The organism is Parasediminibacterium paludis (assembly GCF_042651445.1).
Taxonomy (GTDB): domain Bacteria; phylum Bacteroidota; class Bacteroidia; order Chitinophagales; family Chitinophagaceae; genus Parasediminibacterium; species Parasediminibacterium paludis.
Genome location: NZ_JBHSDC010000029.1, coordinates 54,816 through 80,176, shown reverse-complemented (window position 1 = coordinate 80,176; position 25,361 = coordinate 54,816). Strand labels below are relative to the sequence as shown.

Sequence of the window (25,361 nt, the reverse complement as noted above, 5' to 3'; positions counted from 1 at the left end):
GAAATTTCAAATTAGAAATTCCTAATTGTATTTCGTTGGTACAATCATTTGAAAAGCAGGAATTTTTACCTTAAACTGTTGCTTAGTATTCAGATTTTCTAAGGTATAAGTACCGTGCATTTTCCCAATTTCGGTACGCAAGTTGCAGCCGCTGCTGTATTGAAAGTGTTGACCACTTAAAATCACTGGTTGTTGGCCCACAACACCTTCACCTTCTACTTCTCTTTGCTCACCATTGCTATCAAAAATATGCCAATGGCGGGTTAATAATTTTACGGCAAATGCATTGCTATTTTCGATGGTAATGCGATAGGCAAACATAAACTCATTGTTCAATGGGTTACTATAATCTGGCTGATAATACACTTCTACGCTTACTTTAATACCTGCAGAAATTTTGCTTACCATTTTACGTCTGTTTTTATAAAGGTAGAAGAAAAATTTACAAGTTGCATGTTTCTAGTTGCACGTTTTTTTAGCCTACATTTGATATTTTCTTATCGATGTTTTTTTATGGATAAATTTATTGTTTCAGCTCGTAAATACAGACCCCAAAACTTTAATACAGTTGTTGGGCAAAGTCATATTACCACTACACTAAAAAATGCCATTAAAAACAACCAATTAGCACATGCTTTTTTGTTTTGTGGACCTCGAGGTGTGGGCAAAACAACTTGTGCTAGAATTTTGGCCAAAACCATAAACTGTACCAATCAAACACCTGAGGGCGAAGCTTGTAACACTTGCAATAGCTGCGTGTCGTTTGATGCAGGTACGTCTATGAATATTCATGAACTAGACGCTGCGAGTAACAATTCGGTGGATGATATTAGAAGCTTGGTAGAACAAGTCCGCTTTGCACCGCAAGCGGGCAAGTACAAAGTATATATTGTAGATGAGGTACACATGTTGAGTACGAGTGCCTTTAACGCATTTTTAAAAACGCTTGAAGAGCCGCCACCGTATGCCATTTTTATATTGGCTACTACCGAAAAGCACAAGATATTACCGACTATTTTAAGCCGCTGTCAAATATTCGATTTTAAACGCATAACCACCAACGATACGGTAGAACATTTACAAGAAATTGTAGATAAAGAAGCCATACAAACCGATAAAGCCTCGCTGCAAATAATTGCACAAAAGAGCGAAGGTTGTATGCGTGATGCTTTGAGTATTTTGGATAAAATCGTCAGCTTTACCAATGGTGAAGTCACCTATCAAAACACACTTGAACATCTTAATATTTTAGACCACGATTATTACTTTAAACTGCTAGAAGCCTTGCTAAAACAAGATATGGCAGGCGGTATGTTGCTATACGATGAAATTAATAGAAAAGGGTTTGAAGGCGATTTGGTTTTAAACGGTTTTGCAGAATTTATCCGCAATATTTTAGTGTGCAAAGATGCTCGTGCTGTGACGTTGCTTGATGTGGTAGAAGGTATGCAAGAAAAATATGTTGCTACCGCAGCAAGTGTAAATGCTGGGTATTTGGTAAGCGCATTAAACATACTCAACGAAGCTGAAGTAAACTTTAAAATGGCACGCAATAAGCGCTTGCATGTAGAGTTGGTAATTATTAAACTGAACTTTTTGCAACAAGCCATTGAAATGTCTATGGGCGATAGTGGCTTAGTAAAAAAAAAACGAGTTGATGGGCCAATTGCCATTAAAACCAAGCCTGTAAGTTCTATACAAATAAAACAAGCTACTAGCGTTAGTAAAGCCGCTGAACCTAAATTATATATCCAAGAGAAGCCGTCGACCGATGACCGTCGACCTTCAACCGAAGTACCCGTTAGCAACCTGCAACCAGTAACAAATAATTATCAGCCAGCTACTAGCTATCAACCGCTACCAAGTTTGGGCGCTACTAATTTCACAGATGGCTCTTCTAAAAAGAGCGTGTTGGATGTATTACGTGAAAAATATGGTGATAGATATAGCATTCAGGCGGTAGAAGACCCAATAGCATTAAGCTTGGAAAATTTACAAGGTTATTGGGATCATTATGCCAATAAACTAAAAGAAGAAAATAAGCACTCGCAAGTAAATGCGTTTAATACAGCAAAATTGGTAATTGAATCAGATACGGTGTTTAACGTTATTGTAGATAGCTCGCTGCATCAGAAATTCATTGAGCAAGAAAAAACCATGTTACTTGATTTTTTGCAAAGAAAATACCACAATCGGCTTGTAACGTTCAATTTTATTATTGAAGAAGGTGAAAAAGAAGAAGTGCCGTTACATTTTCAATTGAACGGTAAGCAAAAGTTTGAGCGCATTGCAGAGCAATATCCTATGGTAAAGGAATTGAGAGATAGGTTGAAATTAGATATCGCTTTTTAGAAAAAGACGTATTATAGATAATGCAGATTCTTAAAGAAAAAAAGATTTTCCCGCATTTATTTAAAAAGAAACACCGATAAAACAAATAGATTAGTCATAATTATCTATCTAATTATCGGTGTTCCTATCAATACTTTATAGTAAAGTGGCTTCGCTGCTGATAGCTGTATTTAACAATTTAGATATTGGGCAGTTTGCCTCGGCATCTTTAACCGCGGCTTGAAATTTCTCAGCATCAATACCTGGTACCTTGGCTGTTACAATCAGATGAGATTTTGTAATTGCACCGTTTTCAAATGTTAATTCGCATTTGGTTTCTAATGTTTCTGGCGTAAAACCGGCTTCACCAATGACAAAGCTCAACTTCATAGTAAAGCAACCTGCATGTGCAGCTGCTACCAACTCTTCGGGATTGGTACCTACGCCTTCTGCAAAGCGAGTGTTAAAGGAATATTGTGTTTTGTTAAGTGTGGTGCTTTGGGTAGTAAGGTTACCATTACCTTCTTTACCACTGCCATTCCAAATAGCTGATGCATGACGTATCATAATTGTTTTATTTATTGGTTTAAAAATTATACTCAAAGTAAACAATTATTGTTAGTGAATTTCTAGCATCATGTTATCATATGCATAATTTTTCTTTACTCGAAAACCAAAACAAGTCAATAAACAAATTCATGTCATCACAACTTTATCTTTGAGGTCAAATATTATCAATTACGTGGATATCTCTACCGTTATTCAAGAATTTATAACAGGTATTAAGCAAACTACCCTAAAAGAATTTGTAGCGGTGGTATTTGGCATAGCAAGTGTATTTCTTAGTAAAAAAGAGAACATTTGGGTATATCCTATTGGCTTGGTAAGCACGATTATTTATACAGAAATTAGTTTTGAAGGCAATCTTTTTGGCGAAGCAAGTGTGAATATTTACTATACCATCATGAGTATTTATGGCTGGATTTTATGGGCTAAAAAAGATGCACAGCAACATTTAGTAGTACACATCACCAAGTCAACAGTAAAAGATTGGCGGATTCATCTAACCATTTTTGCGGGTTTTTACATTATCATTTATATTAGTTTGTATTGGCTAAAACAACACTTTTCGCCCGGTGCCATTCCTTGGGCTGACGCCTTTGCGAGTGCAACTGCTTATACCGGCATGTGGCTAATGGCAAAGAAAAAAGTAGAAAGTTGGATTTGGTGGATTTTAACCAACACTGCTTCAATACCATTGTATTTTGTAAAAGGCTATGTGTTTACAAGCGTTCAATATGTGGTTTTATTAGCATTAGCCATCGCAGGTTTAATTGAATGGACAAACAGAGAGCGAGCCTTAAAAGTTGTTGTTTAGTAATCTTGTAGCATTCACTTTAGCAATTATTTATAAGGTGCAAATAATTGTTGATTGAAAATATATAACCATATTGGTACATTTACTCAAAAGCGGTCGTACTTTGCAGTAAAGTATCCCTTTGAAAATGAAACAACTTCTTGTTATTCGCCACGCAAAAAGTAGCTGGGATGTAACAGCACTTTCCGACGTTGATAGACAATTAAACGAACGTGGCCATAACAATGCCCCCATGATGGCCAAGCGGTTATTAGATAAACAAATTACTATTAACGCCTTTGTGTCTAGTACAGCTGTGAGGGCTTTAACTACAGCAATCTATTTTGCAGCTACTTATCAATATTCAAAAAATAGTATTTTACAAATTGACGAGTTATACAATGCTACTGCCGAAACTATTTTTAAAGTTGTCACTTCCTTACCAAATACAATAGAAACTGCCGCAGTATTTGCACATAATCCTGGAATCACAGATTTTGCCAATATGCTTACCACTACACAAATTGATAATATGCCTACTTGTGGCATTTTTGCAGTAAAAGCACAATGCAAGGATTGGGCAGATTTTAGAAAAGCAAAAAAAGATTTCTGGTTTTTTGATTACCCCAAAAATTTGTAGCTCTTATTAGTCTACCACGGTTTCAATATCTCGCTTTTTATTGGCAAGAAATACACCACCAAAAATTAATAGCGCAGCTACTATTTTTACAAAAGACAATTGTTCGTGAAATAAAACCATAGCCGTAATGGTGGCAAAAACAGGCTGGGTATATACATAAGTACCTGTAATAGAAGGCCCTAAATGGGAAATGCCATATACAATAAATAGATAAGCGATAAAAGTAGCACCTATCACTACAAAAAATAGCGACAGCCAATGCATAAACTGAAACGCAGACCATTGGGTGTTTACAAAATCTTTCATGCCTATGGGCAAAATAATGGTGGCGCCAAACAAAAACACCCATCGTGTTACATGCAAGGGGCTATACCGTGCCATCAATGGTCTTACCAAAACCAAGTAAAATGCGTAGGAAACGGCATTTAAAATAATAAATAAATCACCCAACAACATATCCTTACCTTCTGCATTAGACACTCTAGAAAAAATTAACGTAGCAGCCCCACTTATACCAAGTAATAAACCCAATATTTTATTCAATGTTAGTTGTTCTTTTAGCAACCATGCAGCAATAATAGTAATGGCTATTGGCGTGCTTAAAGCCAATAAAGACACGTGTATCGGGCTTGATAATGAAGCGCCTTTGATAAAAAATATTTGATTAACAGCAACACCACATATACCACAAATAATAAAACGTGGTATGTCATTTTTTTTAATCCCAGCTTTGGTATCGCTAAAAAAACGTAGCAGCCAAAAAAGCAATAATGCAGTACCCACTCGGGCTACATTTAATGCAAAGGGCGGCATAACGCTTGGAGTTATATGCTTAACAGCAACTATACAAGCACCAAAGAAAAAATTGGCTATTAAAACGGCAATATGTGCCTTTACTTTTGTAGTCATGTAAGGTACAAAAGTAAGGACGGCGTTTTAGCCAAGCGTCTTTTCTAAAAATGCGGAAATAAATTTTTGCAAATCACTTGGGGAAGCTGTTGGTAACTGATACTTAAAGTTATTTGCATTTTCTATAGCTGTTTTAAAATGAAAAGCCTGCTGTGCAATACTATACCCCCAACCTTGCTGGTGGAGTTTCTTGGCTAAATATTCTTGCTCTGTTTGGCCTGGTGTAGGTATTAATATGGCTTTTTGATGCAAGGCCAAAAGTTCCATGACGGTTGTGTAGCCGCTTCTACATAAAACATATTGACTTTGGGCTATGTATTTGCCTAGCGTATCTCCATTCATATGGTTAAATACAGTAACGTTTGGAGGTGCCACAAGAGTATCTATCGCTTTTGGCAAACCTCTCACTAGCACTATTTTACCCATTATATTTTGCGCAACTATTTGTTGTAAAATGAGGTTTTCTAGCGTTGTCCGCTGCGGTTCGGGACCACTCAGACTTATGCAAAAATCATATTTTTTTTCTTGCTCCTCAGTAATATCAAAGCGAGACAATGGTCCAATATAGTGTACTGGTATTTTGGGTAATTGTTTGGGATGTGATAGAGAGCCAGCAATATTGTCATCATTTTCAAAATCAGGCACCCAACAAGCGTTATACTGTTGGATGTAACGGTAATTTATTTTTTGCAATACTTTTTCTACAATACGAAGTGGTGCTTTTATTTCAAGTTGATGAGTAATAAATATGCAATGGGCTTTCTTACTATATAAACCATATCGATTATCACTAATCACAATATCTATTTTGTACAAATCAACTATATCATCTAACCAAAAATGTTCACGCTTAATAGCTCCAGCAATTTTGGGCAATTGTTGTAAAATACTTAAAGTCAACAATTTAGGATGTTTATTGTACGTTATATCGTAACCTTGTAATGGCAAGAAGGAAAGGGTTGAAAATTCTTGTTCTAAAAGCCGTTTTTGTACATCGTTGCAGGCAACCATAACCTTGCAATTATTATGTAACAACGCTTTTATAATGGAAATACAACGTGTAGCATGACCTAAGCCCCAATCAAGAGGAGCTATCAGTATTGTTGGTATGTTAATTTTAGCTTTAATTTAAATTAAATTTAGCGTTTAGACATTTATTTTCAACCGATTACATTAATTTTACGTTACCATTATGAAAAACTGGATAAATTTAATTGTTCTTTTGGTGTTAATATTTAGTATAACCATGACATCCTGCAAGGTTTTTTCTAAGTCCTCATCAAAGAAACAGTGTATGTGTCCTGAAAGAAAAGTTGTTGGATAAATAAATTTTAAAACAAAGTTACCCCTCTTTGTTATGAAAACAGGAAATCGCGATTTGATTGTGTTGATGAAGTATGATTCTGTTAGCGAAGCTGCAATGGAACATGAAATCACCCTATTAAACAATCTTTTGTACAGTGTAGAAAGCATCCACAGCTTTTGTATTGCTAATGAAGTGATTGACGTAAATAAGTACAAAATTATCAAGAAACCACATCTGATACAGCAAGCAATTAGAGATAAAAGCCATAAACCTTTCGTTTTTGTGTGTAACAAAAATTAAATCTCGCCTTATTTTTTTATTTCGTAAGATAAATTCGTCTTGGTCTTTACGCCGAAGTGTACTTATTACCGAGATGTGAAATTTTTGTTGTCCCCTCTGCAATGTTCCTTGTTTAGTATTAATTTTGGTGTTCAAACATTAAAATTAAAAAAAATGAGTTTAATACAACAATTAGAGTGGCGCTATGCTACCAAAAAAATGTCTGGTGAAAAAATACCAGCAGACAAATTACAAAATATTCTTCGTGCTACACAATTATCAGCTTCTTCCTATGGCTTACAGCCATATACGATTCTAGTAATTGAAGATGCAGCAACTAAAGAAAAATTGGCACCTGCTGCTTATAATCAACCACAAATTGCAGCGTCTTCACAATTATTAGTGTTCTGTGCGTGGACGGATATTACTGAAAAAGAAATAGCTGCCTTTATAGATAATATTGCTAAAACACGCAATATGGATGCTGAACATCTTGCAGGTTACAAATCAATGATGGAGGGGTCTATTACTAAGTTAACAGTAGAACAAAAACAAATTTGGGCTTCAAAACAAATTTACATTGCGTTAGGTACTGCTTTGGTAGCTGCTGCTTCAGAAGAAGTAGATGCAACACCGATGGAAGGTTTTAATGCACAACAATTTGATGAAATTCTAGGCTTAGCAGCTAAAGGTTTAAAATCAGTAGTTATTTTACCTTTGGGTTATCGCGCAGCAGACGATCAATTGGCTAGTGCTATTAAAGTAAGAAGAGACCAATCTGAATTGTTTCAGTTTATTTAATAGTTACACCCACTTTAACCAAAGCCACTCTTTTTGCAAAGGGTGGCTTTTTAGTTAAAAGTATCCCCAAAAACCACATTCTGTAGGGATAAGTTGACATGGCTTAACTACATAAGTTGTGCAGTAACACAAGCAAGTAGCTTATATCTAAGCACGATATCGTCTTTATAAATTAAGGCTTGGAACATCTGCAAAAAAGCGGGTTATTTGCAGCAATTAAAAATCTATTTCATGCTACCTAAGTACAAACGTGTTCTTTTAAAATTATCTGGTGAAGCTTTATTGGGCGATCAACGCAATGGCGATCCATTTAACCCTAAAATTATAGAACAATATGCCCATGATATTAAAATGGTTACCGATATGGGTGTACAGGTAGCAATAGTTATTGGCGGTGGTAATATTTACCGTGGTATGAACGAAACTGATAGCGGTATTGAAAGGGCACATGGCGATTATATGGGTATGCTTGCAACCGTCATTAATGCGATGGCAATGCAAGCGATGCTTGAAAAAATAGGAGTATATACCCGTTTACAAAGTGCTATTAATATGGAGCAAGTAGCCGAACCATACATTCGTAGAAAAGCATTACGTCATTTAGAGAAAGGTCGTGTGGTAATATTTGGCGCTGGTACCGGCAATCCATATTTTACTACAGATACGGCGGGTAGTTTACGTGCTATAGAAATGAAAGCTGACGTAATTTTAAAAGGTACCAGAGTAGATGGCATTTACACTGCTGATCCTGAAAAAGATCCTGCAGCCATCAGATTTGAGAAGTTAACTTATCAAGATTGCATAAGTAAAAATCTGAAAGTGATGGACATGACCGCTTTTACACTTTGCATGGAAAATAAAATGCCAATTATTGTATTTGATATGAACCGCCCAGGCAACTTGTTGCAAGTGGTAGAGGGTAAAGATGTGGGAACATTAGTAAGTTAATAAATATGACATATGAAACGCACATTTTGGGGCTGTTTTGTTGATAGACAGAAAGCGAATTAGTGTATTTGCAGTTTTATACCTTTTGTTACAACCGTTGATATAATTAGTATTGGTCGCAGACCTTAGCCAAGATAACTTCACATTATGAAGAAAATACCATTCGTTTTATTGGGTCTTTCTATAACAGCTTCTGCACTTGCGCAGCAAAAATTAACACTACAAGAAGCTATTAACATAGCACTTAAAAGTAGTTACGATATACAGTTAGCTAAAAGTAATGTTGACATAAATACCATTAATAACCATATTGGTATTGCAGGTGGGTTACCAACAGTATCTGGAACACTTAGTGATAACGAACAAGTTAGCAATATTAACCAAAAGTATTCTGATGCATCACGAAATGCGCAGCAAACTGGGGTTGCTTCAAACACTGTAGCTGCGGGCGTTACAGGTAGTATGGTATTGTACAATGGTTATCGTATAGTAGCTACAAAAAACCGCTTAGAGCAATTGCAACAGCAAAGCGTTTCGCAACTAAATGCGCAAATACAAAGTACGCTTGCAAGTGTAATGACCAAATACTACGATGTGGTTAGACAACAGAGCTACCTTAAAACAATTGACCAATCTATTGAAGTATCTAAACAAAGATTAAGTATTTTACAAACCCGTAAAGATGTGGGCTTGTCTAACAATGCAGATGTATACCAAGCACAACTGGATCTAAATGCATTGGTACAACAACAGCAAGCGCAGCAGCTGGTGATAGATATTGCAAAAACTGACTTACTTAACCTAATGTCTTTAAGAACTAATAATAGTTTTGAGATAAGTGATACTATTATCGTAAACAATAATATTAATCTTGACGCCATTAAATCTGCTATTAAAACAAATCCAGCTGTATTAGCTGCTGAACAACAGATACAAATTAATAGTTTAATAGAAAAAGAAACCGCAGCGCAACGCTACCCAAGCGTTAGAGCGAACACAGGTTTTAACTTTAGTACTAATAAAACCGCAGGCGGGTTTACCTTACTTAACCAAAGTTATGGACCATTTATTGGGGTAAGTGTTGCCGTTCCTATTTATAATGGCAGTGTATTTAAGCGTCAACAAAAAATTGCTGAAGTAAATACCAAAATTGCTGAAACGCAACGTGATATGCTACTAAGAGATTTTGAATCGAATACGATGCGTAGCTATCAATCGTACACCAATACTTTACAACAATTAAAAACAGAAGCTAATAATTACCAGCTTTCGCTAAAATTATTGGACTTAGTATTACAACGTTTTCAACTTGGGCAAGCCACCATTATTGATGTAAAACAAGCACAGCAAAGCTTTGAGAATGAAGGTTATAGACTTGTAAACCTCAGTTATGCAGCAAAAGCAGCAGAAATAAGTCTACAGCAAATTGCCAATCAATTAACATTTTAACCTACAACCATTTCAACTTTAATATTAAAAACACTATGGCAACCACCAAATTAACCATTAACAACAATGGCTCGGTACGAGTAGAGGGCGACTTTGAAATTGTAGATATGCAAGGCAATGCTTATGATCTTGGCGGTAGAGAATTAGTATCTATTTGCAGGTGTGGCTTATCTAAAAACAAACCATTTTGCGATGGTGCACATCGTGGACATTTTGAACATGAAGCAATTGCATTTGCATTACCTCCAAAGAAAGTTTAAATTATTACAATTGTGAAAAAGAGTTAAAAATCAATAATTTTTACTTATTGATTTTTAACTCTTTTTATTTAATAATAATTACTTTGCAACTTCTATTTTTACTTTTTTGTTTTTAATACGTTCGTCGCGTATCAGGCTTAGCACTTCACCTACTTTGTTTTTACGTACTGCAACAAAACTGAAAAAGTCTTTCACTTCTATTAGGCCTATATCTTCTTTTTTCAATTGTCCCTTGTTACTTAAAAAACCAACTATGTCAATTTTATTGACTTTGTCTTTTTTACCTGCAGCTATAAACAAGGTTGTCCATTTTGGTTTTTCGGGTAAAGGACTATTTTCTGGAACCATTAATTCCTCTATGCCTTGGTCTATAAATTCTGGTAATATTTCGCTGCTCGATAATAGCAAAATAGCAGTTCCGCTTGCTTCCATACGCGCAGTTCTACCATTTCTATGCACAAACACATCTTCGGTTGCAGGTAAATGATAATGTATGATGTAGCGAATATTAGGAATATCTAAACCACGTGCTGCCAAATCCGTGGTAACCAATACATTGGTACTGCCATTTCTAAATTTACATAAAGCGCTATCTCGTTCTTGCTGTTCTAATGCACCATGGTAAAACTCGTTGCTAATGCCTTGCTTGGCTAGAAAATCGCTAGTACGATTTACCGATTCTCTATGGTTGCAAAAAACAATCGTTGAACGATTGCCTAGGTGACAAATCAGTTTAAATAAGGTTTCTATTTTATCTTTATCGGCGCTTACTACTTTTTGTATGAGCAGTTTATTGGCAGTATCTTTTTCTGTAGGCAAATAGTTTAAGCGCTCTGCATTGGTAAGCCCCAAAAAATCTGGAATCTCTACAGCTTCTGTAGCAGATGTTAGAATTCGCTTTTCAACTGAAGGTAAACTACTTATGATAAAAGATACTTCGTCTTGAAAACCTAGTTCTAACGATTTGTCAAATTCGTCTAATACCAACGTTGTAATAGTATCAATCGTAATATTGCCTCTACGAATATGATCTGCCAAGCGGCCAGGCGTGCCTACAATAATTGCTGGGGGCTCTATCAGGTTATTTTCCTCAGTTTCACGCTTATGACCGCCATAGCAACTAGTAATTTTTAAGCCTGTACCCATTTGTTTAAACACATCTTCTATTTGCTGCGCCAATTCACGAGCAGGGACAATAATTAAAGCTTGTGTATTTTTATTAGTTACATCTAATAGAGGTAAAACAGGCAGCATAAAAGCGAGTGTTTTACCTGAACCTGTTGCAGATAACAATATCACATTATCGTATTGCGTATTGGCGATTAGCGATGCCTCTTGCATCGGGTTTAAAGCATCAATTTTAAGATTGGCCAATATGGAAGCCGTGGAAATATTCAAGTGTTGCATTGCTGCAAACCTAAGGCTTATTTTGTGTAGTGCTGTTTTTTGGTAGGCAGCTAACTTGCAGCATACTGAATAGAACGCTACCTTTAGCAATAGAACGATTACTTAATAAAAGTACTACTGCTAGAAACACAAATATTACGTTTAAAAAAGTAGCGTTTAAAACTTAAAATATACCATTAGTTCGACATAAAATACCGAGTTTAAGTTAGTTTCTGATATGGGTGTCGAATTTTGGGTCTGCAAAACAGTGGTACCTACACGTGATTTTAGTGTCACAATGGTACTCGTATAAATAGGATTGGTAGGCAATGCCAATGTGGGAGTTAGTGAAAAACCCCAACTTTTAGCATCGTAGCTTATTGGTAAAGACAGTTCATAGTCAAGTAATGTTAAGCCAGTACTGCGATTGGTAACAACGGTACTAGTAGTGATGGTACTACCGTTAGGTGCTTTCGCGTTTTTACCAGCTCGCCTATTGGTATACCCCTGATAAAAATTAAGTGTGCTTAGGTGGGTAGTTGCAGTAGGCGTAATCGTCCATTGATTATCGTCTTCGCCTATATAAAAAGCATGAGCAATACCACCATTAAGTGCTATGTCAGTTTTGTTGGCAAATAATACATCAGCACCCGCATTAACTTGTAAGATGTCCAAATCATAACTCAGATTACCCCCTAAACTACCACTAATATCACTCTTTATGTTAGTACTAGACTTATTATAGAAATTTTTATCGCCATAAATACTACCAGAGAATTGACTCGAGATATCAAAATCATATCCAGCTTCTATTGCAAATAAATCTATTCTTTTTTCTGTAGATGACGTAAGATATGAAAGAGAACTATTGGCATAAAAGCCACTTTTATCGTAATAACCCAAATTAGGTGTTATGTAAGGTGTTGTTAGCGAATCTTTTCGCCCATTATATACCGAATTCGACGAATAAGAAAGACTTCCTTTAAAATAACTATTTTTAGTAGCGTCATCAGACGTTTTGCTTTGAGCTGTGATTTGATTGACAAATAAAAGCAAGCTGAGACAAAAACATGTGGTTAGTTTTTTAAGTATTTGCGTCATTATATGGGTTATTTTGTGGTAATTATGACTTATTGCTAAATAAATAGTTTAAGGCGCAATAAATTTACACTGTACATGCTACACAACTATTTTTCATTCCTTACATTCACTTTAAAATACTGTACATGAAATACATTGTCTTTCTAGCTTTCAGCATTTGTGTAAATACTTTACAAGCACAAACTAGGCCTTTTTTTACCACTTCAAAAGATAGCAGTATGCTAGAATTGACCGAAGCAGGCGCATCGCACCTTGCAAGCTTACCTCTAAAATGTATTGAGCAAGAGTTTCCAAACAAAACTAGCCACACATCCACCACGGCGGCAGACCATGTATTACTACCAAGGCAAATGCATCCTGCTTTCTATGGTTGTTTCGATTGGCATAGTACGGTTCATGGACATTGGATGTTGATACGCTTGCTGAAACAATTTCCCAATTTGCCAGAAGCAAAACAAGCAAGAGCCACCATCAACACAACCATTACGAAAGAAAATATTATTCAAGAATTAAAATATTTTGATGCGCCATTAAACAGAAGCTACGAACGTACGTATGGCTGGGCATGGCTACTAAAATTACAGCAAGAACTACTAACGTGGGACGATGCTGACGCTAAAAATTGGAGCGCCGCATTGCAGCCCATGTGCGATACTATTGTCAATTTTTGGCTCACATATTTACCTAAACAAACTTATCCTAACCGCACCGGTATGCATCCAAATACGGCTTTTGGGTTGGTATTCGCACTAGACTATGCAAAAATAGTAGGTAATAGTAATTTTGAAAATGCTATTACTGCGGCGGCTAAAAAATTGTATTTAAATGATAAAAATGCCCCAAGCCAATGGGAGCCAGATGGTACCGATTTTCTATCGCCATCATTGGAAGAGGCCGATTTAATGCGCCGTGTACTGCCTAAAGCGGAGTTTATACAGTGGTTGAATCAATGGATTTCTCCTACTGGCTTACAACATTTAACACAATTACCTGTTGTTTCAGATAGAAATGATTTTCAAATTGTACACCTTGATGGTTTGTGCTTTAGCCGTAGTTGGTGTATGAAAGGTATTGCGTCAATTTTGCCTATAACCGATAAGCGTAAAGCGATTTTACAACGCTCATCAATCAATCATTTAAAAGCAAGCTTGCCCAACATTGCAAGTGGTAATTACGGAGGCGAACATTGGTTGGCTAGCTTTGCCGTGTATGCTTTAGTAAATTAATGAGTTAAGGAATATTTGTACATGCAACCATTTATGCTGCTTTTTCGATAGACTTGCATAGTATTTTTGTATCCTAATTGTAATACACAACTATGAAAAAGAAAATTATCATTGCTGGTTTAATAGCTGCTGTTATCGGTGGTATTGGTGTTTGGTATTTTATATTTTATAAACCCACCCATTTTAAGCGCGATGTAGCCGACGAACAAGCTATCAATGTTACAGCTATAAAAATTGTGGGCGACTTTTTAGCCAACGAAGATTCTGCCAACAAAATATATCTTAATAAAGCCGTTGCTATTACAGGGCAAGTTATTGAAGCAAAAAAGAACCAAGATGGCAAGCCAACTGTTACCCTTAAAAGCAATGATAGTTTCTCTAACATTTATTGCACTTTAAAAGAAGATGCTGGTCAAATTCAAGGGGGAAATACCATTACTGTAAAAGGTATTTGCACTGGCTATTTAAGCGATGTAGTAATTATCGATGCCATCATTGTAAAACAATAAAATCATTAATTATGAAGTACACTTTTTTATTTTTGGTAGCTCTATTGTTGGTGGCTAGCACGTTTGCCCAAAAAACGTATGTAACCAAAGCCGCACAAGTTAAGTTTTTCTCACATACACCCGCCGAAGATATTTCTGCCATAAACAACCAAGCCGTAAGTAAGCTGGTAAGCAACACTGGCGACATTATGTTTAGCGTATTAATCAAAGGGTTTCGTTTTGAAAACGAATTGATGCAAGAACACTTTAACGGTGCAGATTATATGAACAGCACCAAGTTTCCTAAAGGTGAGTTTAAAGGCAAAATCACCAATATTGCTACCGTAAATTTTGCTAAAGATGGCACTTATAAAGTTACCGCTGCAGGCACCTTAACCATAAAAGGCGTTACTAAAAATGTATCTGCAACAGGTACTATTACGATAGAGAAAGGCATTGTAAGTACCAAAAGCGCTTTCAAAATAAACGTAAAAGATTATGGCGTCGATGGCAGCGATGTAGCTAAAGACTTGGAAATTACTGTTACCGCTAAATACGAATAATAAATCAACTTTGGTAAATACCTATCCGCCTGTTACTTTTGCAGTAGCAGGCGGATTTGTTTATTGTTCAACCTGCTTAACAATTTTGAACTAATAAACGGGCCCATTTCCACACACCCTACAGGATTTGCTACTCGTTAAAATTTCAAAATTCTTATTATTTGTTGGTCGGCTGTAGTACTACTATGTAGCTTCATAGGCGTCGCACACTTGTACTTTTTACAGCCCTCAACAATTGCCTACAATAAAACGGGTTTACAAAAGTTTCACTTTTCACTTTTTGACAATTCATTGACATGAGCATTAGACAAGATTTAGAAAAAAGAATACTCGTTATAGATGGCGCCATGGGCACTATGATTCAGCGCCATAAACTGCAAGAAGCCAATTATCGTGGTGAGCGATTTGCTAACTGGCCAAGCGATGTAAAAGGCAACAACGATTTGTTGAGCATTACCAACCCTGAAATAATTATTGGTATTCATTTGCAATATTTAGAAGCTGGTGCAGATATTATAGAAACCAATACATTCAGCAGCACCGTAATTGCTCAGGCAGATTATGATATGCAATCCCTTGCTTACGAAATGAACGTCGCTTCTGCGCAATGTGCTCGCAAAGCCATAGAACGCTATCAAGCAGCACATCCTGATGCGTTACCAAAATATGTGGCAGGCGCTATTGGCCCATTAAACAAAACTTTGTCGCTGTCGCCAGATGTCAACAATCCTGGTTACAGAGCTGTGACTTTTGATGAAGTAGTCGCTGCTTATACCGAGCAAATACAAGGCTTGGTAGATGGTGGTGTAGATATTATTTTAATAGAAACCATTTTTGATACTTTAAATGCGAAGGCTGCCATTTTTGCTACCAAGCAATTTTTTAGAACCAAAGGTTTACCAGAATTACCTATCATGATTAGTGGTACTATTACCGATGCTTCTGGAAGAACCTTAAGCGGACAAACCTTAGAAGCATTTTATATATCTGTAAAGCATGCGAATCCCATTAGCATTGGATTAAACTGTGCTCTGGGTGCGCAAGAAATGCGTGGTCACATTGAGGAGCTAAGCAATATAGCGGCTTGTTACACATCGGCTTACCCAAATGCAGGCTTACCAAATGCCATGGGTGAATACGATGAACAACCACACCAAACCGCACATTTTATAGAAGAATGGGCAAAAAATGGTTGGGTAAATATTGTAGGTGGCTGCTGCGGCACCACACCAGATCATATAAAGCACATAGCAGATAATGTGAAAAAGCTGCAACCAAGAATACTGCCAGTTTTGGAATCGTCGATTGTTTAGATTGTTAACCACAACGACAGAACGAACCAAAGGAACACAATGATGCATACACAACTTTCTGAAGTAGAAAACGAATTAGGTAATGCTGTTTATGATGTAGCTTTTAAAATACATCGCAAACTTGGTCCAGGCTTATTAGAAAAAGTTTACGAGGAATGTTTTTGTTATGAACTATTTCTTCGAAATATTCCTTTTAAAAAGCAAGTTAAAGTACCTATTCACTACGAAGATTTAGAGATTGAAAATGGCTTGAGATTGGATATTCTTGTTGATGGAAAAATTATTGTTGAGTTAAAAGCACAGGAAAATAATCATGCTGTTTGGGAAGCACAACTACTAAGTTACCTTAAATTAACAGGATTAAGACTTGGCTACATCATAAATTTTCATACGCCATTAATTAAAGACGGTATAAAAAGAAGAATTCTTTAACGTTGTGAATCGTTGAGTCGATATGGCGTTGTGGTTCAAAAAATAGAAAATGACAACTATAAAACCTTACTTACGCTTATCTGGTTTGGAGCCTTTAATCATACGACCAGAAACAAATTTTGTGAATGTTGGTGAGCGTACCAATGTAACTGGTAGTAAAAAGTTTGCCAGATTGATTTTAAACAATCAATACGAAGAAGCTTTGTCCGTGGCACGTCAGCAGGTAGAAAATGGTGCCCAAATTTTAGACGTAAACATGGATGACGCCTTGCTAGATGGTGTGCAAGCCATGACTACGTTTATTAACCTTGTACAAAGCGAGCCAGATATTGCAAAAATACCTATTATGGTAGATAGCTCTAAGTTTGAAATCATTATGGCTGGGTTAAAATGTATTCAAGGCAGGTGCATTGTAAACTCGATTTCTATGAAAGAAGGCGAAGCCAAATTTATAGAGCAAGCACACATTTGCAAAGCATTTGGCGCAGCCGTAATAGTCATGGCTTTCGATGAGAAAGGTCAAGCAGATACGCTAGAAAGAAAAGTAGAAATTTCTGAAAGAGCCTACAAAATATTAACCGAACAGGTTGGCTTCGAGCCACAAGATATAATATTTGATATTAATGTATTTGCTATAGCTACGGGTTTAGAAGAACATAATAATTATGGGGTAGATTTTATAGAAGCCACACGCATTATTAAGCAAAAATATCCTTTGGTAAAAATTAGCGGTGGCGTAAGTAATTTATCATTTTCGTTCCGTGGTAATGAGCATGTGCGTGAAGCCATGCACTCTGTGTTTTTATATCATGCCATAAAAGCTGGTATGGATATGGGTATTGTAAATGCTGGTCAATTGGTAGTGTACGATGAAATTGAGCCAACGTTAAGAGACTTGTGCGAAGATGTTATTTTAAACAGAAATAACGACAATAATGAGGCTACCGAAAAACTCATTGCTTTTGCTGAAACAGTAAAAGCGAAAGGCAAAGTGGTAGAGAAAGATGAAACTTGGCGCCAAGCAAGTGTAGAAGAGCGTTTAAAACACTCTTTGGTAAATGGTATTACAGAATATATAGATGCAGATACTGAAGAAGCGCGTTTAAAATATCCAAAACCTTTAGACGTAATTGAAGGACCGCTCATGGATGGGATGAATTTTGTGGGCGATTTGTTTGGTGCTGGTAAAATGTTTTTGCCACAAGTGGTAAAAAGTGCGCGTGTGATGAAGAAAAGTGTGGCTGTATTAACACCATACATTGAGCAAGAAAAGGAAGAGCGAAAGCAAGCACATTTGGCCGCAGGCACAATAAACGAAGAGGGTGCAGGTGCTGCTAAAATATTATTAGCCACTGTAAAAGGTGATGTACACGACATTGGTAAAAATATTGTAGGTGTAGTACTTGGCTGTAATGGTTACGATATTATAGACCTTGGTGTAATGGTGCCAACAGATAAAATTTTAGACGCCGCCATTAAACACAACGTAGATATTATTGGCTTAAGCGGCTTAATTACGCCATCGCTTGATGAAATGGTTCACATTGCTAAAGAAATGAAACGTCGTGGGATGAGGCAACCTCTATTGATTGGTGGCGCTACCACGTCGCGTATGCACACGGCTGTAAAAATTGCCCCAGAATACGATAATGGTGTGATTCATGTATTAGACGCTAGTAGAAGCGTAACCGTTGCAGGTAGCTTACTAAACGCAGATAACAAGCGGGTATTATTAAACCAAATTACTGAAGAATACACTAAGTTGAAGCATGGTTTTGACAATAAAAAATCAGCTAAAAACTACTTAACTTATGCAGATGCATTGAAGAAAAAAGTAGTTATTGATTGGGATAATTATCAACCAATAGTACCAAGCTTTACGGGTACAAAAGTGTTTGCAGATTTCGACTTAAACGAACTACGTGATTTTGTTGACTGGAAACCTTTCTTTATTGCTTGGGAAATGCACGGCAATTTTCCTGCAATTTTAACCGATGATATCGTAGGTAAAGAAGCCACTAAACTATACCAAGATGCCAATGCCTTGCTAGATAAAATTATTGCCGAAAAATGGTTAACTGCAAAAGGCGTGATTGGCTTTTGGCCAGCAGCAAGTAGCGATGATAGCGTAGTGGTGAAAAGTGAAACGTCAGAAATAAAGCTTGAATTTTTGCGCCAGCAAATACAAAAAGCAGCGGACCAACCGAATTTATCGCTTGCAGATTTTATCAAACCGTCAATGGTCGACAGTCGACAGTCGACAGATTACATTGGTGCATTTGCTGTAACTATTGATGGTATTGAGCCGCATATAAAAGCTTTTGAAGCCAGCTTGGATGATTACAACAAAATTATGCTGCAAGCTTTGGCAGATAGATTAGCAGAAGCTTTTGCAGAATGCTTACACTTAAAAACACGTAAGCAATATTGGGGCTACGCAACTGAAGAACATCTTAGCAACGAAGAGCTGATTCATGAAAAATATTTAGGTATTCGTCCTGCACCAGGCTATCCAGCTTGCCCAGATCATACAGAAAAATACAAGCTGTTTGATCTACTACAAGTAACAGAAAATGTTGGTATTACATTAACCGAAAGTTTGGCGATGTATCCTGCATCATCTGTATGCGGTTGGTATATCAGTCACCCACAAAGCCAGTATTTTGGTGTAGGCAAATTGCAAAAAGACCAAGTAGAAGACTACGCGAAACGCAAAGGCATGAGCTCTGAGGAAATTGAAAAATGGTTACGACAAAATATGGAATAAGGGTTTATAAAATATTGGTGTAATGCTAGAAACATCGTTTCAGAACATATTGGTAGAAGCTGGCTGCGACGAGGCAGGACGAGGTTGTTATGCTGGTCCTGTATTTGCCGCAGCCGTTATTTTGCCAGCCAATTTTTACCATCCGTTATTGAACGATAGCAAACAAGTAAAAGAGAAGGACAGAAATACGCTTCGTGAAATTATAGAAACAGAAGCCGCAAGCTTTGCAGTAGCAATGGTTACCAATCAAGAAATTGATAAGATAAATATTTTAAAGGCTTCGATTAAGGCCATGCATTTGGCCATAGACCAACTTTCTATTGCACCAGAACTGTTGTTAATAGATGGCAACCGTTTCACACCCTACAAAAAAACAAAACACCTTTGCATAATAAAAGGCGATGGTAAGTATGCCAATATTGCCGCAGCAAGTATTTTAGCCAAAACTTATAGAGATGCCTACATAGAAAGTTTACACCAACAATTTCCGATGTACGATTGGATAAATAATAAAGGCTATGGCACGGCTAAACATCGCAAAGCCATAGAACAACATGGTGTATGTGAGTATCACCGCTTAAGTTACAATATTATACCAAAGCAGATGGTATTAACATTGTGATTGGTAATTATTTTCTAGAATTCAATTTTTTAAAAAACCTTTTTTTCGAGTTACCCCTACTATTAAGGTTAAAACTCAAACCAATAGATGCATTTACTTCTCTTTTATTCACATAATTATTATCGGTACAAAATGTTACCGACATATCTAACATCATCCACTTGCAATGTGGTATACCTATCTCAGTATTAATGGTTGGCTCAAAAAACCTTGTTGTACTATTACTTATGTCGTTTAAATTAAAGTAGGATAGTTCGCTGCTTGTATAATTGGTATTTGTGGTACCGAAATGAACAAAAGAAAACCTGCCAGTTAATGATAAATGAAAATAGTCTGATGGCATAAAGTTGAAACCAAACTGTAAGCTGTATTTTGAAATTTTATTACTAAAATTCCTATCATAAGGCAATCCATTGAGTAATCCATAATCATCAAACTTAAACCTACCAAACCCATAAGCAGCATACACATTAAACGTACTTGTTCCTCTATTATTCAAGGGCAAGAAACAACCACCACCAACTTCTATAATATTTCGCTTGTAATTGATAGTAGAGGTATCAAAATAATTATAATTGCCATCTGCACTTTCACCTTCTTTTCGATGAAAATAACTACCGCCAACAAAAAAATGGTTACTTAACGCATAAGCAGCCTGAATATCGTAGCCTATATTGTATGTGTTACCTCTACTATTTCCGTCGTTAGAACCAGTTGAAATAACTGCAGCAATTTTATTATCACCTTTTTCTTTAAAGTAGGTAACGGTGGCAGGTGGTGGCGAATAAACATATCGCTGAACACCACACGCAGTTAACGATAACATTACTATTATAAATATAAGAATATTGATTAATTGCTTGGTCATATATTAAATTTGACCATTAAAATACAGAAAGCGCTGCAAGAAATCAATTTTTTTACAATTTGACAGCAACGCGCATTATTCCTCCCATTCACCTAGGCCTTTACGCACAAGCTCATATGGTTCTTGGGTGCAATCTATAATAGTTGAAGGGATCGTACCACCAATACCACCTTCGATTACAATATCTACCTGACGTTCAAAATTGTCAAACATCATTTCTGGGTCAGTATATTCTTCTACCATTTCGCCAGGAAGCGATGCAGATAGTATCGGATGGTTAGTTGCGCTTGTAATTGCTTTTACGATTCTATTATCTGGCACACGCAAGCCAATAGTACTTTTCTTACTCTGCAAAATTTTAGGTACTTCTTTACTAGCAGGCAGTATAAACGTGTAAGGCCCTGGTAGGTAATTTTTTAGCAACCTATACAATGGTGTACCTATGCTTTTAGTATATTTACTCAGGTCACTTAGGTCATTACATACAAAACTTAATTGCGCTTTAGCAGGATCAATATTTTTTAACCGAGCTATGCGCTCAATAGCTTTATGGTTAAAAATATCGCAGCCCAAACCATAAATTGTATCTGTTGGATATATAATAATACCGCCATCAAGCAGGCATTGCACCACGGTTTTTATGTGTCGTTCGTTGGGGTTATCTGGATGTATGCGTAACAACAATGCCATAGATGCAAGGTACAACTTATACAAAGCTTAGAAGAGATATTTTACCCAAAACCGACAATCGATTAACAACTCGCTCTTAACAAAGCGTTTATTTTTGTACTTTAAATTTCCTTTTATGATTCTACAAAACGTTGATGTAGTAGATACCATCACAGAAGCCGATTTTAAAGCCAACTACTATAACCCTCGCAAGCCCTTAATCATAAAAAACTTGGCAAAAAACTGGCCCGCTTACCAAAAATGGCATTGGGATTATTTTAAAACGCTTGTAGGCGATAAACAAGTAGCACTTTATAACAATACGAAAAGCGACGCTTTTACGCCTATTAATACTGCAGACGATTATAAAACATTTGGCGAATATATTGATATGATAAAAGCGGGGCCTGCTGGTTGGCGTATTTTTCTGTTCAATATTTTTGACCACGCCCCCCAATTGATAGAAGACTTTACCTGGCCCGACCATTTAATGACTGGCTTCGTAAAAAAATATCCTATGCTTTTTACCGGTGGGCAAACATCTATCACACACATGCATTTTGATATCGATCTCAGCCATATATTACACACACAATTTATGGGTAGAAAACGGGTGCTGCTATTTCCTTTTGAAGAGCAACATAAGCTGTATCGCAAGCCATTTGAAGTGCTAAGCTTGGTAGATTTTAGCAATTATTACGATGCCACTCATAGCAAAATTGATTACCAAAAATTTCCTGCCCTCCAATTAGCAAAGGGCTACGATATAATGTTAGAACATGGTGATACATTATTTATGCCCGCAGGCTATTGGCACCATATGGAGTATTTAGACAGCGGTTTTGCCATGAGCTTGCGGGCTCTACAAAACAATATTGGTGGCAAGCTGCATGGTGCATGGAATTTGTTTGGCATGCGCACCATTGATACCGTATTAAAGAAAACCGCACCCATATCTTGGTACAATTGGAAACAGAAAAAAATTGCAGAACAAGCAAAAAGAGTGTTGTTGTAGAAAATTTTTGTCACCAGCTTTGGGACTAGTATTTGGCTGTGATTGCGTCGCACACTGCATCGCTTTGTTCACTTTTGGGCTTTTACCGAAGCGTAATTTTTACATACAACAGCATTTGTTCTATTTGCTTATCAGTTAAGTTTGGAAAACTAGGCATTGCTGTTTTATTGTATTCTTTATACATAATTTTCGCGTAAGCATCTTTAGCTATTACCGCTTGTGAATTTCTAATAAACTCGTACAATAAGTCTTTGTCTTTCCAGCGGTCTTCGATACCAATTAATATTTGTGGATTCACATGTTTATTCAAAGGGTGGCAAACTGAACAATTGCTCTCAAACAACTTTTTACCAGCTATATAATTAATAATTATAGCAGAATCTTTTTCAGAAATAGTATCGGTTGAAATGGCATTATTTTTTTGTTTGCAACCAAGCGCAACAAAAACAATAATCAATATTGCAGTTAGCCATTTCATTCGTTAATCTTTTTTATTACTAGCTATAGCAATATAGTGTAATAACTGATCTATCTCTTCGTTTTTAAGCCATGTAAACTGCGTCATTTCTACCTTGTTGTAGCGGTTGTACAAGTCTTTCGCGTAAGCATCTTTGGCAATCACAGCTTGCGAGTTTTTTATGAAAGCATATAGCAAGGCTTTATCTTTCCAGCGTTGTTCTACATTTTGTAATGCGGGTCCAGTTAACTCATAACGTAGATTATGACAAGTGGCGCAATTGGTAATATACAAGCTTCTACCAGCTTGATATTTGCTATCTTTCGCTATATCTTCATTTTTTATATTGTTAGAATCTGAAGGTTGCTTATTTTCGGCACAGGATAGTAATCCCAATAACACAATCAAAATCAATAAATATTTCATTTGCATATTGTACCATTTCTAACCCCAAAGTTAGCAGTATGTAGAATTTAAGCAAGTAACCGTTTAATGTGTTTTGCTTGCTAAATATCATTTTAATACAAAGCATTATGTTGGTAAAAACCTTTGGTAGCGCAGTGAATGGGGTAGATGCTATTGCTATAACAATTGAAGTAAATATTGGTGGTGGCGACTTAAAATATTTTATTGTAGGCCTACCTGACAATGCTGTAAAAGAAAGTTTACAGCGCATAGAAAGTGCTATTAAAACCAACCAATTCGAGATGCCTCGCACTAAATTGGTAGTAAATATGGCACCAGCAGATATTACCAAACGTGGCTCCTCCTTCGATTTACCAATTGCTATTGGCATTTTAGGAGCAAGCGGCCAAATAAATGATCCAGAGCGCTTGAAGGATTATGTAATGATGGGCGAACTAAGTTTGGACGGTACCATTCAACCCATAAAAGGCGCATTGCCAATAGCCATACAAGCAAGGCGAGAAGGTTATAAAGGTTTGATTTTACCCAAGCAAAATGCCCGGGAAGCAGGCATGGTAAATAATTTAAAAGTATATGGTGTAGAACATTTATGCGAGGTAGTGGGTTTTTTCAAAGATGAACAATCGTTAACACCTGTTGATGTAAATACCAGAGAAGAATTTTTCAGTAATCAATACGAATTCGATTTTGATTTTAACGATGTCAAGGGTCAGGAAAATATCAAACGTGCTTTAGAAATAGCAGCTGCCGGTGGCCATAATGCAATTTTAATTGGTCCGCCGGGTGCAGGTAAAACCATGCTCGCCAAGCGCTTGCCAACCATTTTGCCGCCACTCAGTTTGCAAGAAGCTTTAGAAACGACCAAGATTCACAGTGTTGCAGGCAAATTGCCAGAAAATGCGTCGCTTATTAATAAACGACCTTTTAGAAGCCCGCACCATACGGTTTCTGATGCGGCATTAGTAGGTGGTGGTGGTGTGCCACAACCAGGTGAAATATCATTGGCGCATAATGGTGTATTGTTTTTAGATGAATTACCAGAATTTAAAAGAACAGTGCTAGAAGTAATGCGTCAACCTATGGAAGAACGCAAAGTAACTATTTCGAGAGCCAAGGTTGCGTTGGATTTTCCTGCAAATTTTATGTTAATAGCAAGCATGAACCCTTGCCCTTGTGGTTTTTATAACCATCCTGATAAAGCTTGTACTTGCCCACCGGGTGCAGTTCAAAAATATTTAAATAAAATTTCTGGACCATTGCTCGATAGAATTGATTTACATGTAGAAGTAACGCCTGTGGCGTTTAGTGAATTGAGCAAAGTGAGTAAAGGTGAAGATTCATCGCGTATTCGTGAACGGGTGATTGCAGCAAGAGACATACAAGCTAAGCGCTACGATGGGCAAGATGGTATTTATGCCAACGCACAAATGACGAGTAAACAACTACGAGAAGTTTGTAGAATAGAACCTGTAGGCGAGGCGTTGCTAAAACGTGCCATGGAACGCCTTAACCTGAGTGCAAGAGCCTACGACCGCATTTTAAAAGTGAGCCGCACCATTGCAGACCTAGCAGCATCTGAAAATATTAAACCTGAGCATCTAGCTGAAGCCATCCATTATAGAAGTTTGGATAGAGAAGGTTGGGCGGGCTAGGATTAGACTCATTTTTTACAGTCATTTTTTTAAAAAATTACAGCATGAAAGACAGCTACAAGCCCCTTGCATACTGATTTTTAGAGTTATAACTAT

General features: G+C 36.8%; 27 protein-coding genes. 17 read left to right on the top strand and 10 right to left on the bottom strand.

Annotated features, from left to right (window positions below):
• Window positions 1-21 precede the first annotated feature (21 nt).
• Window positions 22-408, bottom strand: a complete 387-nt coding sequence (gene apaG / locus ACFOW1_RS14235; protein WP_379015164.1) for a Co2+/Mg2+ efflux protein ApaG — start codon at window positions 406-408, stop codon at window positions 22-24.
• Window positions 409-513: 105 nt separating this feature from the next.
• Between apaG and ACFOW1_RS14230 the strand changes: the two genes are divergently transcribed.
• Window positions 514-2,352, top strand: a complete 1,839-nt coding sequence (locus ACFOW1_RS14230) for a DNA polymerase III subunit gamma/tau (RefSeq protein WP_379015162.1) — start codon at window positions 514-516, stop codon at window positions 2,350-2,352.
• Window positions 2,353-2,487: 135 nt separating this feature from the next.
• Here ACFOW1_RS14230 and ACFOW1_RS14225 read toward each other — a convergent pair whose 3' ends face one another.
• Window positions 2,488-2,898, bottom strand: coding sequence for an OsmC family protein (locus tag ACFOW1_RS14225; RefSeq protein ID WP_379015160.1), 411 nt, complete (start codon window positions 2,896-2,898; stop codon window positions 2,488-2,490).
• A gap of 175 nt (window positions 2,899-3,073) precedes the next feature.
• Here ACFOW1_RS14225 and pnuC point away from each other — a divergent pair, with 175 nt between their 5' ends.
• Together pnuC and ACFOW1_RS14215 are read left to right on the top strand one after the other, a co-directional pair.
• A complete protein-coding gene (pnuC, locus tag ACFOW1_RS14220) occupies window positions 3,074-3,709 on the top strand; it encodes a nicotinamide riboside transporter PnuC (RefSeq protein WP_379015159.1) in 636 nt (211 codons plus the stop codon).
• 127 nt (window positions 3,710-3,836) lie between these two features.
• Window positions 3,837-4,328 carry a SixA phosphatase family protein gene (locus tag ACFOW1_RS14215; RefSeq protein ID WP_379015158.1) on the top strand — a complete coding sequence of 164 codons (492 nt, stop codon included), beginning with the start codon at window positions 3,837-3,839 and terminating at the stop codon, window positions 4,326-4,328.
• Between the two features lie 6 nt (window positions 4,329-4,334).
• Here the strand turns inward: ACFOW1_RS14215 and ACFOW1_RS14210 are convergent, their stop codons facing one another.
• Both ACFOW1_RS14210 and ACFOW1_RS14205 read right to left on the bottom strand, forming a co-directional pair.
• Window positions 4,335-5,237 carry a DMT family transporter gene (locus ACFOW1_RS14210; protein WP_379015156.1) on the bottom strand — a complete coding sequence of 301 codons (903 nt, stop codon included), beginning with the start codon at window positions 5,235-5,237 and terminating at the stop codon, window positions 4,335-4,337.
• Window positions 5,238-5,264: 27 nt separating this feature from the next.
• Window positions 5,265-6,248 carry a glycosyltransferase gene (locus ACFOW1_RS14205; RefSeq protein WP_379015154.1) on the bottom strand — a complete coding sequence of 328 codons (984 nt, stop codon included), beginning with the start codon at window positions 6,246-6,248 and terminating at the stop codon, window positions 5,265-5,267.
• 346 nt (window positions 6,249-6,594) lie between these two features.
• On the opposite strand from ACFOW1_RS14205, the gene ACFOW1_RS14200 reads away from it, so the two are divergent.
• The 5 genes from ACFOW1_RS14200 to ACFOW1_RS14180 all read left to right on the top strand — a co-directional run bounded on the left by ACFOW1_RS14200 (window position 6,595) and on the right by ACFOW1_RS14180 (window position 10,280).
• Window positions 6,595-6,843, top strand: coding sequence for a hypothetical protein (locus ACFOW1_RS14200; RefSeq protein ID WP_379015152.1), 249 nt, complete (start codon window positions 6,595-6,597; stop codon window positions 6,841-6,843).
• A 153-nt stretch (window positions 6,844-6,996) separates the two neighbouring features.
• Window positions 6,997-7,623 carry a nitroreductase family protein gene (locus tag ACFOW1_RS14195; protein ID WP_379015151.1) on the top strand — a complete coding sequence of 209 codons (627 nt, stop codon included), beginning with the start codon at window positions 6,997-6,999 and terminating at the stop codon, window positions 7,621-7,623.
• Window positions 7,624-7,854: 231 nt separating this feature from the next.
• Window positions 7,855-8,571, top strand: a complete 717-nt coding sequence (gene pyrH, locus ACFOW1_RS14190) for a UMP kinase (RefSeq protein WP_379015149.1) — start codon at window positions 7,855-7,857, stop codon at window positions 8,569-8,571.
• Window positions 8,572-8,718: 147 nt separating this feature from the next.
• Entirely contained in the window at window positions 8,719-10,020 is a 1,302-nt protein-coding gene (locus tag ACFOW1_RS14185; protein WP_379015147.1) for a TolC family protein, read from the top strand.
• Window positions 10,021-10,055: 35 nt separating this feature from the next.
• Complete coding sequence (locus tag ACFOW1_RS14180) at window positions 10,056-10,280, top strand: CDGSH iron-sulfur domain-containing protein (protein ID WP_379015145.1); 225 nt, start codon at window positions 10,056-10,058, stop codon at window positions 10,278-10,280.
• A gap of 78 nt (window positions 10,281-10,358) precedes the next feature.
• Here ACFOW1_RS14180 and ACFOW1_RS14175 read toward each other — a convergent pair whose 3' ends face one another.
• Together ACFOW1_RS14175 and ACFOW1_RS14170 are read right to left on the bottom strand one after the other, a co-directional pair.
• Window positions 10,359-11,687 carry a DEAD/DEAH box helicase gene (locus ACFOW1_RS14175; RefSeq protein WP_379015144.1) on the bottom strand — a complete coding sequence of 443 codons (1,329 nt, stop codon included), beginning with the start codon at window positions 11,685-11,687 and terminating at the stop codon, window positions 10,359-10,361.
• Between the two features lie 156 nt (window positions 11,688-11,843).
• The gene (locus ACFOW1_RS14170; RefSeq protein ID WP_379015143.1) at window positions 11,844-12,767 is read right to left on the bottom strand and encodes a hypothetical protein; all 924 of its coding nucleotides are present in this window, start codon (window positions 12,765-12,767) and stop codon (window positions 11,844-11,846) included.
• Between the two features lie 125 nt (window positions 12,768-12,892).
• On the opposite strand from ACFOW1_RS14170, the gene ACFOW1_RS14165 reads away from it, so the two are divergent.
• The 7 genes from ACFOW1_RS14165 to ACFOW1_RS14135 all read left to right on the top strand — a co-directional run bounded on the left by ACFOW1_RS14165 (window position 12,893) and on the right by ACFOW1_RS14135 (window position 20,178).
• A complete protein-coding gene (locus tag ACFOW1_RS14165; RefSeq protein ID WP_379015141.1) occupies window positions 12,893-13,993 on the top strand; it encodes a DUF2891 domain-containing protein in 1,101 nt (366 codons plus the stop codon).
• Window positions 13,994-14,085: 92 nt separating this feature from the next.
• On the top strand, window positions 14,086-14,502 hold the full coding sequence (locus ACFOW1_RS14160; protein ID WP_379015140.1) for an OB-fold protein: 417 nt from the start codon (window positions 14,086-14,088) through the stop codon (window positions 14,500-14,502).
• A gap of 11 nt (window positions 14,503-14,513) precedes the next feature.
• On the top strand, window positions 14,514-15,044 hold the full coding sequence (locus tag ACFOW1_RS14155; protein ID WP_379015138.1) for a YceI family protein: 531 nt from the start codon (window positions 14,514-14,516) through the stop codon (window positions 15,042-15,044).
• 296 nt (window positions 15,045-15,340) lie between these two features.
• Window positions 15,341-16,357 carry a homocysteine S-methyltransferase family protein gene (locus ACFOW1_RS14150; RefSeq protein WP_379015135.1) on the top strand — a complete coding sequence of 339 codons (1,017 nt, stop codon included), beginning with the start codon at window positions 15,341-15,343 and terminating at the stop codon, window positions 16,355-16,357.
• 39 nt (window positions 16,358-16,396) lie between these two features.
• Complete coding sequence (locus ACFOW1_RS14145) at window positions 16,397-16,789, top strand: GxxExxY protein (RefSeq protein ID WP_379015134.1); 393 nt, start codon at window positions 16,397-16,399, stop codon at window positions 16,787-16,789.
• A 49-nt stretch (window positions 16,790-16,838) separates the two neighbouring features.
• Window positions 16,839-19,556, top strand: coding sequence for a methionine synthase (gene metH / locus ACFOW1_RS14140; protein ID WP_379015133.1), 2,718 nt, complete (start codon window positions 16,839-16,841; stop codon window positions 19,554-19,556).
• A gap of 22 nt (window positions 19,557-19,578) precedes the next feature.
• Window positions 19,579-20,178: a ribonuclease HII gene (locus tag ACFOW1_RS14135; RefSeq protein ID WP_379015131.1), complete on the top strand. Its 600-nt coding sequence runs from the start codon at window positions 19,579-19,581 to the stop codon at window positions 20,176-20,178.
• Between the two features lie 7 nt (window positions 20,179-20,185).
• Here ACFOW1_RS14135 and ACFOW1_RS14130 read toward each other — a convergent pair whose 3' ends face one another.
• Together ACFOW1_RS14130 and ACFOW1_RS14125 are read right to left on the bottom strand one after the other, a co-directional pair.
• Window positions 20,186-21,046, bottom strand: coding sequence for a hypothetical protein (locus ACFOW1_RS14130; RefSeq protein WP_379015130.1), 861 nt, complete (start codon window positions 21,044-21,046; stop codon window positions 20,186-20,188).
• Window positions 21,047-21,121: 75 nt separating this feature from the next.
• Window positions 21,122-21,736: an L-threonylcarbamoyladenylate synthase gene (locus ACFOW1_RS14125; protein ID WP_379015129.1), complete on the bottom strand. Its 615-nt coding sequence runs from the start codon at window positions 21,734-21,736 to the stop codon at window positions 21,122-21,124.
• A gap of 115 nt (window positions 21,737-21,851) precedes the next feature.
• Between ACFOW1_RS14125 and ACFOW1_RS14120 the strand changes: the two genes are divergently transcribed.
• A complete protein-coding gene (locus ACFOW1_RS14120) occupies window positions 21,852-22,730 on the top strand; it encodes a cupin-like domain-containing protein (RefSeq protein ID WP_379015127.1) in 879 nt (292 codons plus the stop codon).
• An 82-nt stretch (window positions 22,731-22,812) separates the two neighbouring features.
• Here ACFOW1_RS14120 and ACFOW1_RS14115 read toward each other — a convergent pair whose 3' ends face one another.
• Both ACFOW1_RS14115 and ACFOW1_RS14110 read right to left on the bottom strand, forming a co-directional pair.
• The gene (locus ACFOW1_RS14115) at window positions 22,813-23,208 is read right to left on the bottom strand and encodes a c-type cytochrome (RefSeq protein WP_379015126.1); all 396 of its coding nucleotides are present in this window, start codon (window positions 23,206-23,208) and stop codon (window positions 22,813-22,815) included.
• A gap of 3 nt (window positions 23,209-23,211) precedes the next feature.
• On the bottom strand, window positions 23,212-23,613 hold the full coding sequence (locus tag ACFOW1_RS14110; RefSeq protein ID WP_379015125.1) for a c-type cytochrome: 402 nt from the start codon (window positions 23,611-23,613) through the stop codon (window positions 23,212-23,214).
• Window positions 23,614-23,720: 107 nt separating this feature from the next.
• On the opposite strand from ACFOW1_RS14110, the gene ACFOW1_RS14105 reads away from it, so the two are divergent.
• A complete protein-coding gene (locus ACFOW1_RS14105; protein WP_379015124.1) occupies window positions 23,721-25,265 on the top strand; it encodes a YifB family Mg chelatase-like AAA ATPase in 1,545 nt (514 codons plus the stop codon).
• The last annotated feature ends 96 nt before the right edge of the window (window positions 25,266-25,361 follow it).